We start from the raw sequence: 19,029 nt of genomic DNA, 5'->3' as shown, positions 1-19,029 counted from the left end.
AGTTTTTGCTATAACAAGCTGAATTTACTCGACAGTTACCGACTTTGCGAGATTGCGTGGCTGATCGACATCCGTCCCCATCAGAACGGCTGTATGATAAGCCAGCATCTGGATCGGCAGCGCATAGACGAGCGGCGTGATGAATTCCGGCACATCCGGCAGAATGATGGTTGCCATCGTGTCGATACTTGCTGCCTCGGCACCCTTCTTGTCGGTGATGAGAATGATGCGACCGCCGCGTGCTGCAACTTCCTGCATGTTGGAAACGGTCTTCTCATAAAGACGGTCAGACGGCGCGATGACGATAACCGGCATGGTTTCATCGATCAGCGCAATCGGGCCGTGCTTCAACTCGCCGGCGGCATAGCCTTCAGCGTGGATATAAGAAATTTCCTTGAGCTTCAGCGCGCCTTCCATCGCCAGCGGGAAAGACGTGCCGCGACCGAGATAAAGCACATGATTGACCTTGGCCAGTTCATGGCAGACCGCAGCGATCTGGTCTTCAAGCTTCAGAACCTGATTGATGAAACGTGGCGCTTCGGAAAGCTGGCGTACCAGTTCCTGTTCCCGCTTATCATCGATTGCGCCGCGCGATTTTGCAGCCGCAATTACCAACGAGGCTATCGCCGAAAGCTGGCAGGTAAAGGCCTTGGTGGAAGCAACGCCAATTTCTGGGCCCGCGAGCGTCGGGAAAACGGCATCGGATTCCCGCGCAATGGTCGAGCCGGTGACGTTCACGACAGCGGCGATCTTCAATCCTTGCGACTTGCAGTAGCGCAGTGAAGCCAGCGTATCAGCCGTTTCACCCGACTGGGACACGAACATCGCCAGCGAATCCTTCGAGAGCGGCATTTCGCGATAGCGGAATTCGGAAGCGATATCGCTGTCGACCGGCAGTCGCGCGATCTGCTCGAACCAGTATTTGCCAACAGAAGCCGCATAGTAGGCCGTGCCGCAAGCCGAAATCGTCAGGCGATCGATCTTGCTGAAATCGATATCAATGGCTTCCTGACGAACCATGCCCGTCGTGAAGTCGAGATAATTGGCGAGCGTGTGGGAAATAACTTCCGGCTGCTCGAACATCTCTTTCTGCATGAAGTGACGATGATTGCCCTTGGAGACGAGCATATTCGCCGTCTGCGTCTTCTGGATCGGCCGCTCAACTTCGCTGTTGTTTTCGTCGTAAACTGTCACTCCCTTGCGCGTCAGCACGGCCCAGTCGCCATCTTCGAGATAGGCGATGGTATCCGTGAAAGGCGAAAGTGCGATAGCGTCGGAACCGAGGAACATTTCGCCCTCACCGTAACCGACGGCGAGTGGAGGCCCCTGGCGTGCTCCGATCAAGAGTTCTTCGTCACCCTCAAACAGGAAAGCGAGTGCGAAGGCACCATGCAGCATCGGCAGACTGTCGCGCACGGCTTCGACCGGAGACTTGCCTTTTACCAGTTCGCGGGTCACCAGATGCGCAACCGCTTCGGTATCGGTTTCCGTCTGGAACTTGTAGCCTTCCGCCTCTAGCATGGTGCGAAGCTCGGCGAAGTTTTCGATAATGCCGTTGTGGACGACCGCAAGACGCTCAGTAATGTGCGGATGCGCGTTGCGCTCCACAGGCTTGCCGTGCGTAGCCCAACGGGTATGGCCGATACCGATGATGCCGGGAAGCGGCTCTCCGGCCAGGCGCTTTTCCAGATTGACCAGCTTGCCTTCGGCACGGCGCCGGTCGAGCCGGCCGTTCTGTAGTGTGGCAATACCGGCAGAGTCGTAGCCGCGATATTCAAGCCGCTTCAGTGCATCCACAAGAAGCGGAGCGACTTCGTTATTTCCGATGATGCCGATAATTCCACACATAGGCTGCTCCAAATCCGACGTTCAGGCGTGTTACTTCGCGGTTTAAAGATTCTAAGGCAGAACGGCAACCCAGGGGATTGCCGTTCGGTTAAACAATTGGACGACTTATTTGGTCACGGTTTTAGCCGCTTTGATGGCAGCGTACTTCTCTCGCAGGATCTTCGCCCGCCCCTCTTTTGTTTCCTGCCGGGCACGACCGAAAGCCAGCGCATCGGCAGGGACATTGTCGGTAATCGTGCTGCCAGAGGCGATATAAGCATTGTCGCCGATTTCCACCGGCGCGACCAGTGAGCTGTTCGACCCGATAAATGCGTTTTCGCCGATCACCGTCTTGTATTTGTTGTAGCCGTCGTAATTGCAGGTGATCGTGCCAGCGCCGATATTGCTGGAGGCTCCCACAGTCGCATCGCCGATATAGGTTAGGTGATTGATCTTCGCGCCTTTGTGCAAGGTGGCATTTTTCACTTCGCAGAAGTTGCCAACCTTCGTCTTCTCACCGAGGTTTGCGCCCGGACGCAGGCGCGCAAACGGCCCGATTTCGGCCTTCGGTCCAACGTCAGCACCTTCCATATGCGAGAAGGAATGGATCAAGGCACCCGTCGCGACATGCACGCGAGGACCAAAAAACACGTTCGGCTCAACAATGACGTCGGCTTCGATCAGCGTATCATGCGAAAAGAAAACAGTTTCAGGTGCAATAAGCGTCACGCCTGCAAGCATCATCTCGCGGCGCTTGCGATCCTGCCAGATGGCTTCGGCTTCGGCCAGTTCAACACGATTGTTGATGCCGATGATATTATCGACAGGCACTTCGATGGCCGTCACGTTCATGCCCTTGCCATGGGCGATGGCGACAATATCGGTCAGATAATATTCGCCCTTGGCGTTGTTATTGTCCACCGCGTCCAGAAGCGCCAGGGCGTGTTGACCGCGAACCGCCATCAGCCCGCCATTGCAGAATCCGATCTGCTTCTGCTCTTCGGTTGCTTCCTTTTCCTCAATGATGGCGACAAGTTTGTCGCCTTTCTCGATGAGGCGACCGTAGCCATGTGGATTGTCTGGGCGGAAACCGATAACGACAACGTCTGCACCCTCGGCCAGTCGTTCGCGAGCTTTCTGCAGAGATTGCGCCTCGATCAGTGGCGTGTCGCCAAAAACGATGAGCAAATCGTCATAGCCGCGTTCGATCGCTTCGCGGGCAGCGAGAACCGCATGTGCCGTGCCCAGGCGTTCCTTCTGCTCGAAAGCCGACACCGGGCCTGCGTTCTTTTCCACTGCCGCCCGCACATCGTCGGCGCCACGCCCCACCACCAGCGCAATGTCGCTCTTTCCGGTCCCCTGAACCGCCGTGACCACGTGAGAGACCAGCGGCAAGCCTGCCACCTGATGCAGTACTTTGGGCAAGTTGGATTTCATGCGTGTGCCTTCGCCAGCAGCAAGTACGATGGAAAGGCAGGTACGGTCTGTCATGGTATCGTCCAGAAAATTGAGATGATTTTCGCTCTTAACATCAAAGCGTCTATGAAAACTTACGGGCTGCTGCCAAACCTTTAACCCAACCGCCCGAGCGCGGGGAAATTCTCAAGCAGCCAGAACGAGAAGGATTGCATGCCTCCGGTCAGGAACAGGACACCTGCAGCGACCAGAAGCGCGCCCATTGCTTTCTCCACCTTGCCGAGATGCACGCGGAAACGTGAAAGAAACCGCATGAATGCGCCGGAAAAAAGGGCGGCAATCAAAAACGGAATGCCAAGGCCAAGCGAATAGGTTGCCAGCAATAACGCGCCCTCACCAACCGTGCTGCTGCCGCCTGCAAGCGTCAGAATCGGCCCAAGAACAGGCCCGATGCACGGCGTCCAGCCGAAGGCGAATGCCAGTCCCATGACATAGGCTCCAAGCGGCGATGCCGGAGCGTTGCGTGCCTGAAAACGAGCTTCGCGGGACAGGAACGAGAAACGCAAGATGCCAAGAAAGTTCAGTCCCATCAATATGATGACGACGCCCGCAACGATTGCGATCTCCTGCTGCCATGCGCGCAGGAAGGCGCCGATGGACGAAGCTCCAGCGCCGAGCGCCACAAAAACAGTTGTGAAACCGAGAACAAAACAAATTGCCGCAAATGCCAACGAACGGCGCGCTGAAGGCGCGGCGGCAACGGCTGTCGCCTTATCTGCGCGAAAATCTTCTACGCTCACGCCCGCCATATAACACAGATAAGGCGGCACGAGCGGGAGAACACAGGGCGACAGGAACGACAGTGCACCGGCTCCGGCTGCGGTCATATATGAAATATCGAGCACCAATACCTCTTTCAGTTCATCAAATCGCTTGCGGTCTGGCCAAACCACAGGCTTATATAGACTAGATTCTGCTCTACTTAGAATATTTTCAATGCGGCATCTCGCTCGAACACAAGTTCGCCCTAAATCGAGATCATTGCGCGATTTATAATATATTGCTCCAACCGGACGACGTTCCTATGAGCCTTATTGATGATGAAGTGCCTTCAACACCACCTGCAACGTCGACAAGACATTCTGGCTGGCTCAAGCGATACCAACATTTTCTGTTTCCAATAGCGGGCATCGCCATTGCGCTGCTGGCGATCTATGTGCTGGAGAATCTGCTCCAGAATACGTCTCGCACGGAAACACTCGCTGCCTTCCACAACATTTCGTGGATGACACTTGGTTTAGCTGTGTTCTTCACAGTCCTGAGCTACGCAGCCGTCGCACTCTACGATGTGGTGGCTGTCGATACGATTGCGCCCAACCAAATACCGCGCCGCATCGCTGCCGTCGCAGGTGCTGCCGGCTACGCAATCTCCAACGCGCTTGGGTTTTCCCTGCTGACCGGCGGCGCATTGCGTTATCGCATCTATGCTGCGGAGGGTGTTAGCCTTGCCGATATCGGCAAGATTGTCGGGACATCATGGTTCGCAATCTGGTTCGCACTGATCATCATGGTCGGTGCAGCGCTTCTTATCGACCCGCAGGATGTTCCCTGGCTTTCCGCCATCGATTCCCGAATCGATATCGTCGCCGGTATCGCCATTCTGGGTGGCATCGGCTGGCTGATCTACTGGCTGTCGCATGGACAGCGTAGTTTTACGGTGGGTTCGTTCAGTCTGCGCCTGCCGAACTCAAAAGGCGCTCTGACCCAGATCTTTGCCGGGCTTGTGGATGTAGGCGCAGCTGCCGCTACACTCTATGTACTCATGCCTGCCGACGCAGTGCCAAGCTTTGCGGTTTTCGCGCTAGTCTATGTCATCGCCATCGTGCTGGGCATTGCCAGTCATGCTCCGGGCGGTCTAGGCGCATTTGAAGCGACAATCATTGCTGGACTCGGCCTAGGCGGGAAACCGGATGCAATTGCGGGGCTTCTCGCCTACCGTCTTATCTATACGGTTATGCCGCTCGTTGTAGCGACCGCAGGCATTCTCATATGGGAGATCATGCGGCGACGTCATATGCTCGGCAAGCAGGCGCGCTTCGCCAAACGTCTGGTCGAGCCACTCATCCCGAGCCTTTCTGCCAGCATCATCTTTCTCGGCGGCATCATTCTTCTGGTGTCCGGTGCGACACCAGACCTCCGCTACCGCGTAAAATTGCTCTCCGACATTGTTCCTGAATCTTTCATGGAAATGTCGCATCTTGCCGCCAGCCTCGTCGGAGTCGCGCTGCTGATCGTTGCGCGCGGTCTGTCTAAGCGGCTTGCACGTGCGTGGGTAGCAGCACTAATTCTCCTCCTCAGCGGCGCTGTCTTTTCCCTCGCCAAAGGCCTTGACTGGGAAGAAGCGACCATCCTTTGCATTTCTGCATTCACACTTTGGGGCTTCCGGGATTCGTTCTATCGCCGCCCGATTTCCGGACCGTTCGATTTAAGCTGGAACTGGATCGCGACCGTCGGCACGACGGTGCTTGTCTCAACATGGCTCGGCTTCTTCGTCTATCGTCACGTGGAATATTCCAATGACCTCTGGTGGGATTTCGCATGGAACGGCAATGCGCCCCGATTCTTGCGTGCGACTGTCCTTGTCTTCGCAGTGGTCGCTGCAGTAGGCCTTTACTCGATTATCAACCGGGCTGGTCACCGCAAACGCAAGGTGGATTATTCCATACCTGATGCCGTGCCGGATCTCGTTGCCCAATGGCCACATACGGATGCCGCTTTGGCAATGCTTGGTGACAAGCAATTCCTCCTCGCGCCAGACAAGAGCGCCTTCATCATGTATGCGCAATCAGGGGGCAGCCTGATTGCGCTTGGAGAACCCATAGGCCAGGGACAGACGGCTAAGGAGCTTGCATGGTCATTTCACGCACTGGCCGACGAACTTGCCCTGCGAACCGTATTCTACGGTGTTGGCCCGCAAAGCCTGCCCCTGTTTCTGGATATGGGACTGATTGCCCTGAAGCTCGGCGAAGTCGCCCGTGTTGATCTCACCAATTTCTCGCTCGATGGTCCGCGTCGCCAGCCATTCCGATATGCCGACCGCAAGATCGACAAGGACGGCCTGACGTTTGAAATCATTCCGGCGGCCGACGTACCACCACTCATTCCACGCCTGCGCGAGATTTCCGATGCGTGGCTCGATTTCAAGTCGGGCAGCGAGAAAGGCTTCTCGCTGGGGTACTTCGATGACGAATACATGAAACGCTTCGACGTCGCAGTGCTGAAAAGTGACGGAGAAATCGTGGCTTTCGCCAATATGTGGCGTGGTGCGGACAAGTATGAAATCACCGTCGACCTCATGCGCTACATGCCCAATGTACACAAGCTTCTTATGGACGCGCTGTTTGCAAAACTGCTGATGGCCAGCAAGGAAGAAGGTTACAAGTGGTTCAATCTTGGTGCCGCCCCGCTTTCCGGCCTGAGCGGCAGCAGGCTGGCATCCCGATGGAACCGCTTCGGCTCGTTCATCTACAAGCGTGGCGCGGACCTCTATCATTTTGATGGACTGAAAGCCTTCAAGGAAAAGTTCGATCCAGTCTGGACCCCGCATTACATGGTTTGTCCGGGCGGCCTGGAAACGCCGCGCGCGCTTCTCGATGCCACAACCCTCATCAATGGCAGTCCTCTGGAGTTCATCCGCAAATGACGAAAAGACGCGTTCTCTTCATTTTTCTTGGACTGGCGTTGGTGGCTGCGGTGGGCACGTATGGCGCAATGCATACAGGCAAGATCGCCCGACTCTGGACGAAAATCACCGATTCCGATGAACCGGTCATCCACGCCAGTGCTGAAAGACTGTCCAATATTCCGGTCTACATGCCGAAGAACGATCCCGTCGGCCTTGCGATTTTACTGAGTGACGAAGGAGGTATGAGCGACCGGGAGAAGAGCTTCATGGACGCCATGCTTGCCCGGAACATGATCGTTCTGCCGGTCGAACTCGGTCCGTGGCGCGCCGCCCTCGATAAGGAAGATGGCGATTGCAACTATCTGGACTCGGATTTCGAAGCCATCGCCAAGGAGGCTCTGCGTGGACTTGATTTGGGCGTCTATTTTCATCCCGTTCTGACAGGCGTTGGACAAGGCGCTACCATCGCATATGCCGCAGCCTCGGATTCTCCGGATGCGACGATTGCAGGTGCGGTATCGCTTGATCCGGTCCCGGCCAAGACCCGTCTGCCTTCCTGCACCGAGAAAGCCGACGCGACCAAGGCACCCGATGGCGGCTTCACCTATGGCTTCAACGCGGCAATTCCCGCCCCTGCCCTTGTGGTCGGTCCCAGCGGATCGCCGGTCAACAATCCGGTTACAGCCCGCCAGGAAAATGTCGCCGTGCTTCAATCCGCTCCGGAATTTCCTGCTCGCCTGAAAATGGCTGTCGACAATGTCGTCGCCATGGCGGATCAGGACGCCAAAAACGAAGCCCTGCCTATCGTCGATCTTCCCGCCAAAGGCGGCAAAGCCGATATGGTTGCCGTCTTTTATTCGGGTGATGGTGGCTGGCGAGATCTCGACAAATCCATTGGTGAATGGCTGCAGGCTCATGGCGTTCACGTGATCGGTGTGGATTCGCTTCGCTATTTCTGGTCGGAACGAACGCCGGAAGAAATAGCCAATGACACGACGGCCATGATCAAGAAGGCTGACCCGACGAACAAATTGCCGGTTGCAGTTCTGGGCTACTCATTCGGCGCCGATACATTCCCCTTTGCCTGGAAATATCTCGACCCTTCCATACAAGACCGGACGAAAATGATCGGGCTTCTCGGTGTCGAGACGACGACGACCTTCCAGGTTTCGATTGAAGGCTGGCTCGGAATGGATGGCGACAAGGATGTCGTTCCTGCTATCTCGACAATCCCGCTTGATCGGGTTGTTTGCGTCTATGGCGAAGAAGAAGACGATACCGCCTGCACAGCTGCCGAGCTCAAAGGGATGGAAGTCATGAAACTGGCCGGCGGTCATCATTTCGATGAAAATTATGAGCCAATTGCCGCCAGTCTTCTGGAAAAGATGCGCGTCCGCGCCGGATTGCCACCACGACCGGCCAGTTGATAATTAAGCCAGAGCTGGCGCCCGTCTTCCGGGCGCCAGCCTGTTGATTTAGCGCCCGACAGGTTTTTGACCGCCAAACCACCAGCGCACGGAATCAACCAGCAAGAATACAATCAGACTGATACCGACCAATGGCAGCGTCCAACCTACAAATACAGCAGCGATTGCGATCCCAATCTGTTGCGCGGCAGTGAGACGTCTCCAGCTTGCGATCAACGTTCTGGGCATTGATCCGGCAGGCGGGCGACGCTGCCACCAGATGCGATAGCCATAGACAATCATCACAATCAGCGAGAGGCCGAGCGCAGCCATCACGATCTGATTAGTGACCCCGAACAGGACACCCATATGGAGATCGATACCCCAGCGGATCAATTTTGCGATAAGCGGAAAACTCTCGAAGTCAGCTCGACTGATAACCTCCATATTTCGGGGGTCGAGAGCAATCGTATCCACTTGTGTCGGCCAGGAACGGTCATATTCACGCACCAGCCAGCCTTGATCCGATGAACGGGGCAGTCGGATTTCAAGCATCGGGGAATCGAGTCCTGCCTGTTGTGCAGCCAGATAAACACTATCCAGCTGTCCGACATGATCCTGCGCATCCCCTGTTCCGGACGGCATCGGCATGCCGCCATGGTCCTGATGCGCACTCTCTTGGCTAGATTCTGTCGCCTTATTCAGAACTGTCGAGACTGAAGGCGTAATCCAGCCAACCGCCGCTCTGAACTGATCAATCCTTTCCCCCGCCAATTGCGACCAGGTCATGCCGGTTGCCGAAAGGAACAAAAGACCGACAGCTATCCAGATACCGACCTGACTGTGAAAGCGACGGGTCTTCAGATGGAGATTTTTCGTTTGTTTTTGTTTTCGCCGGATCTTCCGATTCCACCACCAAAGCAGAGTGCCGCCTAGAGCCGCGATCCACAGCCAGGATGCAGCGAGTTCACTGTAGTAACGTCCAAAATCCCCGAGCATCAGATTGCGGTGTAGGTAGTCGATCGCCGCGCGAAACGGCAAGGTCCCACTTGTGCCATAGGCAACGAGGTCGCCCTTTACGGCCAGCGTGACGGGATCGATGAAGATTGCCCGGCTTTCAGATTCTCCCAATCCAGGCTGGGTGAACATGACCCGTGTATTCCAGCCGGGAGCAATTGAAGGCCTCACGGCAAAAAGTTTTGGGCCCTCGCCTATAAAGGTTTCGGCCGCCTTCACCTGGTCCGCCAATGGCTGCAAGGTTCCAAGCGATGCGGTACGCAACTGGTCACGGTAGATGTAGTTTTCAAGCTGAGGCGTCAGCACATAAAGCGTGCCCGTCACAGCTGCGATCAAGATAAAAGGACCGACAAACAAGCCGACATAGAAATGAAGCCGTGTGATGAAGGCCTGGAAGCCGGAGTTCGCAGAACTAGCGGTATTCGGTCGTGCTTGTACCCCAGCTTTTCCTTCAAGAAGCGTATCCGTCATGGAACCCTCCTTGAAAAACAGTCGAAGCACAGCACAGTGCGTGGGCAGCCAGCATTGGCTGCCGCGATAAAATCATGATTTTGCATCGATATCTCCAAACGATATGAAATTGCCGTCGCGGGGCGGCGGCGTCGTTTTCAAAGATCGTGCAAAGCGGGAGGCCCTCTGGCTTGAGCAGCCGTAACAAACTGACCAGGAGGTGCGCGAACCGCGAGAGGAAAAGCGACCGTGTCTTTCGCAACAATCGAATCGAAAGACACGGTGACAGGCTGTTCTGGCAATCCTGTCCCAATGGCACACGCGGCCTGACATAGGGTCGAGCAGCAATGTCTGGCGAGATCTTTCAGGGGAGCGTTCGCATCTGCCCGCGTCGTGTGGACTGAACAGATCACGGACGAGGGACCAGCGCTCCACGCCGCCATGGAAGCCTGCGCGTATGCCGTTACCAGCCCTTGCAGAAGAATAACAAGCGTCAGCGATACAACCCAAAGGGCGGTATCCGACCGATCGCCAACAATTCTTCTACGCAAGGTCATGATCGCTCATGGCATTCTTGCAATGCAAAGTCACTGCGACAAAGGTGAAATGAACCAATTTGAAGAGAAAGTGGTGAGCGCGCAGGGATTCGAACCCTGGACCTACTGATTAAAAGTCAGTTGCTCTACCGGCTGAGCTACGCGCTCCCTGTAGGAGCAAATCGCCCCCGGAAGTGCGGCGGAACATAAGGGCGGCTTACGGATTGGTCAACACCATAAAATCAGGTTTCTTCAACATAAATTCAAAAAAATCACAGGTTTGGGATACTCCATGCCAGACCGCCTCTTCCATATGCCGGTAAACAGGCGCTTTTCATGCTCGTTTGGATACTTAACACCCTGAGCAGAGGGGCGATTCTGAACCGCGAGGTGCCTAACCAGGACTATTCAGCTCCTGCTTCTCCGTGCCGGGCCTTGCCGCCCGCTCTTGCTACAGCTAGTTTCATTCCAATGACTTAATCTGCGTGGTGCTTCATGTCTCTGGCCACCAAGGCATTTTCTCATTTCCGACGTTCCTTGTCCGGCGTGGGTATCGCGCTCGGAACACTGTTTTTCGCCGCAGCCCTCACCCCCAGCCTTATCCCGCGAACCTACGTCATGCAGGGAATTCTCGGAGGGGTCGCCTTCGGAGCCGGTTATGGCATCGGCGTATTGTGGCGCTGGCTATGGCATTATCTGGAATTGCCTGAACCCCGGAATCGGCTGCGCAGTCGGGCCAATCTTGTGGTGGGTTTGGTTTGTCTCGCCGTGGCCGTCGTAGCACTCTATTTTGCCGCGGGCTGGCAGAACTCAGTTCGTGCAGTCATGGATATGGAGCCGGTGCCCAGCGCCTATCCAATGAGTGTCTCCGCGTTAGCTGTGCTGACATTTCTGGTTCTGCTAATTCTGGTTCGCCTTCTCATTCTACTAGGGAAATTCGTCTCCGCCAAAGTACAACTCGTTATGCCTCGCCGGTTAGCCAATGTCCTGGGCATTACGATCACTGTTGTGCTCATCTGGACCATCGCCAACGGCCTGCTCATCCAGTCCACTTTCAAGGTTCTGGATCGTTCGTTTCGCGAGTTTGACGCTCTGATCGAACCGGATCGCCCACAACCGACATCACCGAACGAGACTGGCAGCGCCGCTTCGCTTTTACACTGGAACGAGCTTGGGCGGGCTGGACGTGAGTTCGTTTCCTCGGGTCCCGGAGCTGCCGATATTGCTGCCTTGACTGGCGAAAAGGCTATAGACCCGATACGGGTCTATGCAGGTCTGCAAGTAGCCGATACGCCTGAACAACGAGCCGAACTAGCACTTGAGGAACTGAAGCGTCAGAACGGTTTTGAACGTTCTGTGCTGGTCGTCATCACTCCAACCGGTACAGGGTGGGTAGATCCAGCAGCCATGGACGGACTGGAGTTTCTGCACAATGGCGATGTGGCCAGCGTTGCCATGCAATATTCCTATCTTTCCAGTCCCTTGTCGTTGTTGTTCCAACCCGAATACGGAGCAGAAGCGTCCCGAGCTCTGTTCATAACCGTCTATAATTACTGGAAAGAACTTCCGCACGATCAGCGCCCACGTCTGTATCTCTATGGCTTGAGCCTTGGGGCGATGAATTCTGAAGTCTCAGCCGAGCTTTTCGAAATGCTTGACGATCCAATCAACGGTGCCTTGTGGAGCGGGCCACCTTTCCCGAGCAGGGATTGGAAAGCCATGACCAGACGAAGAAACCCTGGAACTCCAGAATGGCTACCAGTGTTCCGAGACGGCTCCTTTGCCCGTTTCATGAATCAGCATGGTGAAGCGCCGGGAAATGGAACCCGCTGGGGGCCGTTGCGGGTGGTGTATCTGCAATATGCCAGCGATCCGGTGACATTCTTCGACAGTCTATCGTTCTATCGTCAACCTGACTGGATGCAAGCACCGCGCGGACCGGATGTTTCACCGGAACTGCGGTGGTATCCTGTCGTGACCATGCTGCAATTGGCACTAGATATGGCTTTTGGGACCGCCACGCCGATAGGACACGGGCATGTTTATGCTCCGGAACACTATGTCAATGCGTGGTTGGAAGTCACCGACGTGACCGGATGGGACGCAGACAAGATCATGAGGCTAGAGCAGCACCTGCGCCAGAAAATGGACGGAGAAAACGTCGAAGGTTATGACCAGCGTGGCGGATAGAACACATCCCGAAAAGGGTGAAACGGTTTTCGGGATGTGCGTCAAACGTGACAGTCACGACCCAGCTGGTCTTTCTGCAACTATATCAATAGCCAGGTGACTTCTGCTGCGTCTGGGAACTGTTCAGGTTCAGCATGGGAATCGCCCCGTTCGGTAGCATCGTGCTTGGCAGCTGGCCGTCCCATCGTTCTGCTTGCGTCAGTGCGACAAGACCCGGATTGTCACGCAGTGCATCGCCACGCGCCTTGATCGCGGTTGCTTCCGCCTCGCCCTTTACCCGTATCGCTTCTGCGTCGGCTTCAGCCTGCAGACGAACCGCATCGGCCTGAGCCTGGGCTTCGGCACGGCGTGCATCTGCTTGAGCCTTTGCCTGCGTCACGGTGATTTCAGCCTGTACCTTTTCGCGCTCTGCATTCTGGCGGAGACGTTGCACTTCAACTTCGGCCAACATACGCTGTTCGATGGACTGCTCATAGGAGTCCGAAAAATCGATATTCTCGATCTGCACCGTGTCGATAATAACCGGACCGCGTACACTGCTCTGAATTGCCTCCGCAATTTCCTGATTGAGACGGCTACGCTCCTGAATGGCTTCCACAGCATTGAATTTGCCGAAAACAGTCTTGCTTTCCTCAAAAACGCGTCGCTCGACAAGGCGGGACAAGAGGCCGTCTTCACCGCCGTAGGTCGCGTAGACTTCCTCCACACGGTCTGGCGGAATGCGATAATTGACCGACAGGTTCATCGTAGCTGGTTGCTGATCGCGGCTATAGGCTTCCATGCTGTTATAGATCGCAGCCTTGGATTGCACCGATATTCGCACAATCGAATCGATCACCGGAATTTTGAAGCCCAGCCCCGGTTGTGCAACGCCGGAAACCGCCCCATAGCGCAAAACAACGCCGCGCTCACCTTCGTCAATCGTGTACCAGGAACCAAGTACTACGCTCAGTACGCCGAGTATAACTATACCGGCCAAAGCCTTGGGTAAAATCTGGCGCATCCCGTCTCCTTTAGCGCTTCATTATGAAATGGGGAGACCGAAGCGATTCAACAAATGCACCCCGGAATCTTATCCCGCCGCCTTTTAGAATGCACTGATATGGATGACAATTACTCACGGATACAGTTGATAGACTTAGTCCACAAAAACAAAGCCGCCCATGAAGGGCGGCTTCATTGAGTTTAACAAATTTCCACTGTCAGTATGGCGAATAACACTGCTGACGAGGACCGTTATACGGCTGGAAAGTGTTGTCGGAAGCCCGATAGGACCGATAACGATTATAACACCACTGGACATGCGAGTTGCTGTAACCGTAAGCAGGCGCGCGATAGACCGGTGGGGGCGGCGGAGCCGCAATTGCACCACCAATGATTGCGCCAGCGCCGAAAGCTGCGAGCGGATACCACCACCCATCATTGCTGCGACGATAGCCATGACGGTAGTGCCGATAACCGCGGTGTCCATTCCAATAGCCAGGTCCCGGACGATGAGGACGACCATGCCAGCCCGGACGATACCCAGGTCGGTGTCCACCCCAGTTTCCATGTCCTGGCCCGCGGCGCCAGCGGTCATCGCGAACCTGCTGAACATTCTCATTACTTGCCGCAGGCGCAGTTGGCATCACAGGTGCAGCCGAGACCGGAACCATTGCGCCGATCAGAAAGCTTGCACCGACGATGCCAACCATCATCTTTTTGAAGGTGTTCATCCTGTGCTTCTCCATTTCAATGATGCCATCATTGCTTTCCGTTTATGAATGCACGCTGAATATTGTCGGTAAATTATGTGCATGCCTTATTTTCACGTCGCAATGCATGGCCATTCCATCAATGATTTAACGAAAGAGCCAATGTTTTCGTTCGAGCTACTCCATTATTTTTGTTCGCAAATTAAGCGACAATGAGATAACTTGCGTGAATTAGGACAGCTTGTAAGCGTTTTCAGTGAGTGGGGTTTGCATTGGCAACAAGAGTACAGCCGTCCGTGAAAGTTTTGGGAGCATCTTTCTCCCAGGAAGCGAATCCCTTCACGGCAGCGGTTGAACTGACGCCCATGCCAATGCTCATCACAAATCCGCGTCTGCCGGACAATCCGATCATCTTTGCAAACGAGGCCTTCCAGAACCTCACTGGTTACGAGGCCGACGAAATCATCGGGAAAAACTGCCGCTTCCTTCAAGGCCCTGGCACAGACCCGAAACATGTCGAGATCATCCATAAGGCATTGGAAGCCGAACAGTCCGTTGAGATCGATATTCTCAATTATAAGAAATCTGGCGAGCCGTTCTGGAACCGACTTCATATCTCCCCGGTCAAAACCGAGAATGGCGAACTTCATCACTTTGTTTCGTCGCAGCTTGATGTGACGCTGGAACTCGGCAAACTGGTTGAGCTCGAAAAAGAACGCGAAACGCTCTCAATTGAAAAGCAGCGTAGCAGCGACCAACTCCAGTATATCGTTGAAGTGGCGAATGTCGGTTTCTGGACGCGGGATTACACGACCGGGGAGATTAGCTGCTCGGCCGAATATCGTCGCATTTTCGGACTGACGCCGGACGAACCAGTCAACTACGACAAGATCATCGACATGGTGGTGCTTGAAGACCGGATAACGCTTATCCAGCGTTCGCAGGAATCTTTTGCCACAGGCAAATCTTTCCGGGTTGAATATCGCATTACCAACAGGCTGGGACAGGTGCGCTGGGTGGAAACACGAGCCAAAGCTCTCCTCGGCAAATCACCTGCGCTTCTGGGTATCGTCATCGACGTCACCGAACGCAAAAAAGCCGAGGCTGACAAGGCACTTGTGACCCGCGAAATTTCGCACCGTTTCAAGAACTCAATGGCAATGGTGCAATCGATCGCCAACCAGACCTTGCGCAATGCCACCGATCCGCAAACCGCGAACGAACTATTCAGTGAGCGGCTGCGAGCGCTTAGTCAGGCTCATGACATGCTGCTTCGGGAGGACTGGACGGGCACAACGATCAGCCAGATCTGCGAAACTGCCCTCGCCCCTTTCAACAGCACGTTCGGTCATCGAATCCGAACCAGTGGTCCAGAACTCGTGGTAAGCGACCGTGTAACGGTTTCGCTTTCGCTTGGTTTGTACGAACTCGCGACCAATGCCGTGAAATACGGCGCGCTCTCCAATGAAAACGGCACGGTCCAATTCAGCTGGGATGTGCTCGAAAGGCAGGGCGAGCGAAAATTTCATATGCGCTGGGTTGAAGACGGAGGACCTGCAGTCGAACGCCCTACCCGTCGTGGCTTCGGCCAGCGGCTGCTCTATTCCGTTCTCACGGGCGAACTCAGGGCCAAATGCGACATCAACTTCGCGCCAGATGGACTGGTGATTGACGTCCTGGCCCCTATGACAGCGGATGTATTTCCGCAACTTGACAGTCTTTCCGACACACAAGCCGAGCCGGTATAAAAAGAGCAGCGAAATCGCTGCTCTTTTTCTTTGTTAGTTGTGCGGGCCGCGACGACGTGGCTCGATATAGATTCTGTCGCGATGACGATCACGATCATGGCGCCAGCGGCGATCACGATCCCGTTCGTGATAATAACGTGGTGAGTGACGATCCCATCCGCGACGATCATCCCGCCAGCGGCGATCCGTAACACAGCGACCGCTCGGCGTGCGAACCATGCCGCGACGGCAACGATAGTCGACCTGAATGGCCGAACCAGCGCTATTGGCGGCTACAGCCGAAATCGGAGCCGGAGCAACCGGTGTGCCTGCTTCAGCGACAGCGGTAACCGCAAAGAGCGCGAGAGCCGCAGAAATTAACGTAAATCTCATTCCGGAGTCCTTTCCAGAGATGGCCAGAATTGGAATCTTGCCCGCAGATAGGTAGGCCAAACAACCATTTGGTAAAGTCACTTAATCTTACGACGCTCTATCAATCTCGACCGCACTCTACAAAAAGCGCTGCCAATTAAACCCAATTACTAACCCGCCATTTTGCGGAGAGACTTTTTAAGAAAGTCGGGATATTAGGTGCCTGTTGAATTCGCACACAGCCCTTTCCAAGCAAAGGGAAAGCCGCAGAATCTCCAATCCGCGAGGCCGATCCGGCACCGGTCCAAAACCGGTAGCGGGCGAAGCTTTGCGGCCATCGCAAGGAGCAGGAACATGGACTATTCGACCTCTGAAATCGACACGACATGGGGATCGAAAACTGGACTGGGCGCAACCCAGACCGAATGGGTCGAGCTGGTCAGCGGCCTGCCCGAAGAACATGCTCTCTTTCTCCGTGATCTGATTGACCGTCACCGCGAGCAGTTTGTCGGTGTTTTCTATAATCGCCTTATGAACAATCGTGATGCAGCGACATTCCTGTCCCAGAAAATGGTGCAGGAACGTTTGCACAATTCACTGAGCGACTGGCTGTTGAAAATGTTCCAGAGAACAGCCGACGATGTTGAGGCATTCATTCGTGAACAGCGCAAGGTTGGCGAGGTTCACGCCCGCATCGATGTGCCTATCCACGTCGTCATGCAAGGCGCGCGCCTGCTGAAAAACGAAATCGTCCGTCAACTGAAACTGGAAACTGCCTCAAGAGAGGTTCTGGCGCGCCTGATCGTACATGTCAGCAATGCCATCGACATCGCTATCGAAATCATGAGCCAAGCCTTCGTCAAGGACGCGCGCGAAAGTGCCCAGACCGACGAAGCCTACCGGGCTTTCACGCTAAGTCACGATTTTCCGCTTGAACGCGAATCGCAACGTGCAGCGCTTATGGAGTGGAGCCAGTCGCTCCTCTTCAACCTCTACGGCAATTCCGATAGTCCGCTTCACTCCCTTGCAAGCTCGGATTTCGGATTGTGGTTGCAACACAAGGCTGATCTGATGTTCTCCAACTCCGGCACGTTGGAAAACATCCGCCGGAATGTAGAACATATCGACAATGTTCTCCTGCCAGCCATCAACAGCGCACGCAAAGACAACCCCGCCGGCCTTGCGGCTTCGTTGGCACTGTTTCAAACCAAGATCGGTGAAGTGAAATTCCTGCTGTCCGAATTGTTTCAGGCGGCCGCCGCGATGGAAACAGGTCGTGACCCACTGACACGTGCTCTAAACCGGCGTTTCATGCCTTCGATCCTCACTCGTGAAGTGCGCATGGCCTCGCAAAAGGCCATGGATCTGAGCGTTTTGATGATCGATATCGATCACTTCAAGAACATTAACGACACATACGGACACAGCAGTGGCGATGCAGTCCTTCAGCAGGTGGCCGAAGCGATCCTGTCGCTTTGCCGCCCGAGCGACTTCGTGTTCCGCTATGGTGGCGAAGAGTTTCTCGTCGCTCTCGTAGAAGCCGACGAGAACAAAGCTTTTACAATCGCCGAAGAGCTTCGCAAACAGATAGCACAACAACCGTTGAACCTTCCCGATGGCGCACGCCAGTCTGTAACGCTGTCCATCGGGGTTGCAGCATTCAACGGTCATCCCGATTATAGCCATCTCGTCAATGCCGCTGACCGCGCGCTTTATCGGGCCAAGCAGGCAGGACGCAATCGCTGTGAAAAGGAAGTGCCGCTCGCGATTCATTGATCGGGGAGGCATTTTGCCATCTGGCGGTTGCGCTGCAAAACCGCCATATGCTGCCATCATGACGAATAATTCCGCCTTCCCCATTTTCGAGACAGCTTCACAAAAGCCGCGCGAACGCGATGCGCTGGAGGTCCATTTCCTGCCGGTTCCGGCGGATGCGCCGCCAGTCGATTGGATCGTTGCCGAAGGGCTGACGGACTATGAGGAGGCCCTCGCCTTCATGGAAGCACGTGTTCAGGCCATTCGGGAAGGCACCGCAAACGAACTCGTGTGGCTGGTCGAGCATCCCTCGCTTTATACGGCGGGGACGAGCGCCAATGCAGACGATCTCCTGACCCCGAACAGTCTACCTGTCTTCAACACGGGACGCGGCGGAGAATATACCTATCACGGACCTGGCCAGCGCGTTGCCTATGTGATGCTCGACCTGAAACGCCGCCGCGAGGACGTGCGCGCCTTCGTGACAGCTCTTGAGCAGTGGATCATCGAGAGCCTTGCCGAGTTCAACGTCAAAGGCGAGCGTCGTGAGGATCGTGTCGGCGTATGGGTTACACGGCCTGAAAAGCCGCGTCTTGCCAATGGCGGCATGTGTGAAGACAAGATTGCTGCTATCGGCATCCGCCTCCGTCGCTGGGTGAGCTTTCACGGCATAGCCATCAATGTCGAACCCGATCTCAGCCATTATTCCGGCATCGTTCCTTGCGGAATTTCGGAACATGGCGTTACCAGCCTTGTAGACCTTGGATTGCCGGTAACAATGGGCGACATGGACGTCGCTTTGGGAAGAGCGTTCGAGACGGTCTTCGGAGCCCGTCAGCTGAAATAGAGCATTTCCCGCAAAAGTGCGAAGCGGTTTTGCGTTGGATAAAGCATAAAATAAAGAGATAGAGCGGTCCCACGATTCCGTTTTAACTGGAACCGCTCTAGCTCTGC

At 55.1% G+C, this 19,029-nt stretch carries 13 protein-coding genes and 1 tRNA gene; 6 read left to right on the top strand and 8 right to left on the bottom strand.

Features of this window, described 5'->3' with window-relative positions; all coding sequences use genetic code 11:
• Positions 1–24: 24 nt before the first annotated feature.
• From glmS to OHI65_RS08775, 3 genes are all read right to left on the bottom strand, one after another.
• Positions 25–1,848: a glutamine--fructose-6-phosphate transaminase (isomerizing) gene (gene glmS / locus OHI65_RS08785; protein WP_125302049.1), complete on the bottom strand. Its 1,824-nt coding sequence runs from the start codon at positions 1,846–1,848 to the stop codon at positions 25–27.
• A 105-nt stretch (positions 1,849–1,953) separates the two neighbouring features.
• The gene (gene glmU, locus OHI65_RS08780) at positions 1,954–3,318 is read right to left on the bottom strand and encodes a bifunctional UDP-N-acetylglucosamine diphosphorylase/glucosamine-1-phosphate N-acetyltransferase GlmU (RefSeq protein WP_125302051.1); all 1,365 of its coding nucleotides are present in this window, start codon (positions 3,316–3,318) and stop codon (positions 1,954–1,956) included.
• An 80-nt stretch (positions 3,319–3,398) separates the two neighbouring features.
• Positions 3,399–4,148 carry a cytochrome c biogenesis CcdA family protein gene (locus OHI65_RS08775; RefSeq protein ID WP_012093029.1) on the bottom strand — a complete coding sequence of 250 codons (750 nt, stop codon included), beginning with the start codon at positions 4,146–4,148 and terminating at the stop codon, positions 3,399–3,401.
• Between the two features lie 179 nt (positions 4,149–4,327).
• On the opposite strand from OHI65_RS08775, the gene mprF reads away from it, so the two are divergent.
• Positions 4,328–6,946, top strand: a complete 2,619-nt coding sequence (mprF, locus tag OHI65_RS08770) for a bifunctional lysylphosphatidylglycerol flippase/synthetase MprF (protein ID WP_012093030.1) — start codon at positions 4,328–4,330, stop codon at positions 6,944–6,946.
• Complete coding sequence (locus OHI65_RS08765; RefSeq protein WP_185755982.1) at positions 6,943–8,355, top strand: virulence factor family protein; 1,413 nt, start codon at positions 6,943–6,945, stop codon at positions 8,353–8,355. Before mprF ends, OHI65_RS08765 begins: the two co-directional genes overlap by 4 nt.
• A gap of 48 nt (positions 8,356–8,403) precedes the next feature.
• Here OHI65_RS08765 and OHI65_RS08760 read toward each other — a convergent pair whose 3' ends face one another.
• Positions 8,404–9,822: a PepSY-associated TM helix domain-containing protein gene (locus OHI65_RS08760; protein WP_125302054.1), complete on the bottom strand. Its 1,419-nt coding sequence runs from the start codon at positions 9,820–9,822 to the stop codon at positions 8,404–8,406.
• Between the two features lie 607 nt (positions 9,823–10,429).
• A tRNA-Lys gene (locus OHI65_RS08755) sits at positions 10,430–10,505 on the bottom strand.
• A 327-nt stretch (positions 10,506–10,832) separates the two neighbouring features.
• On the opposite strand from OHI65_RS08755, the gene OHI65_RS08750 reads away from it, so the two are divergent.
• Entirely contained in the window at positions 10,833–12,527 is a 1,695-nt protein-coding gene (locus OHI65_RS08750) for an alpha/beta hydrolase (RefSeq protein ID WP_125302057.1), read from the top strand.
• A gap of 85 nt (positions 12,528–12,612) precedes the next feature.
• Here OHI65_RS08750 and OHI65_RS08745 read toward each other — a convergent pair whose 3' ends face one another.
• Together OHI65_RS08745 and OHI65_RS08740 are read right to left on the bottom strand one after the other, a co-directional pair.
• Positions 12,613–13,530, bottom strand: a complete 918-nt coding sequence (locus tag OHI65_RS08745; protein ID WP_125302060.1) for a prohibitin family protein — start codon at positions 13,528–13,530, stop codon at positions 12,613–12,615.
• A 199-nt stretch (positions 13,531–13,729) separates the two neighbouring features.
• Positions 13,730–14,242 (bottom strand): BA14K family protein, encoded by a 513-nt coding sequence (locus OHI65_RS08740; RefSeq protein ID WP_125302062.1) that lies wholly within the window; start codon positions 14,240–14,242, stop codon positions 13,730–13,732.
• A 251-nt stretch (positions 14,243–14,493) separates the two neighbouring features.
• On the opposite strand from OHI65_RS08740, the gene OHI65_RS08735 reads away from it, so the two are divergent.
• The gene (locus OHI65_RS08735) at positions 14,494–15,969 is read left to right on the top strand and encodes an HWE histidine kinase domain-containing protein (protein WP_125302065.1); all 1,476 of its coding nucleotides are present in this window, start codon (positions 14,494–14,496) and stop codon (positions 15,967–15,969) included.
• Positions 15,970–16,002: 33 nt separating this feature from the next.
• Here OHI65_RS08735 and OHI65_RS08730 read toward each other — a convergent pair whose 3' ends face one another.
• Positions 16,003–16,341, bottom strand: a complete 339-nt coding sequence (locus tag OHI65_RS08730) for a hypothetical protein (RefSeq protein WP_125302068.1) — start codon at positions 16,339–16,341, stop codon at positions 16,003–16,005.
• Positions 16,342–16,674: 333 nt separating this feature from the next.
• Between OHI65_RS08730 and OHI65_RS08725 the strand changes: the two genes are divergently transcribed.
• Positions 16,675–18,096, top strand: coding sequence for a GGDEF domain-containing protein (locus OHI65_RS08725; RefSeq protein ID WP_012093038.1), 1,422 nt, complete (start codon positions 16,675–16,677; stop codon positions 18,094–18,096).
• Between the two features lie 58 nt (positions 18,097–18,154).
• Positions 18,155–18,922 (top strand): lipoyl(octanoyl) transferase LipB, encoded by a 768-nt coding sequence (gene lipB / locus OHI65_RS08720; RefSeq protein ID WP_185758022.1) that lies wholly within the window; start codon positions 18,155–18,157, stop codon positions 18,920–18,922.
• The last annotated feature ends 107 nt before the right edge of the window (positions 18,923–19,029 follow it).

Source organism: Brucella sp. MAB-22, from assembly GCF_025908475.1.
GTDB classification, from domain to species: Bacteria; Pseudomonadota; Alphaproteobacteria; order Rhizobiales; family Rhizobiaceae; genus Brucella; species Brucella anthropi.
This window is presented reverse-complemented; position numbering and strand designations above follow the sequence as displayed.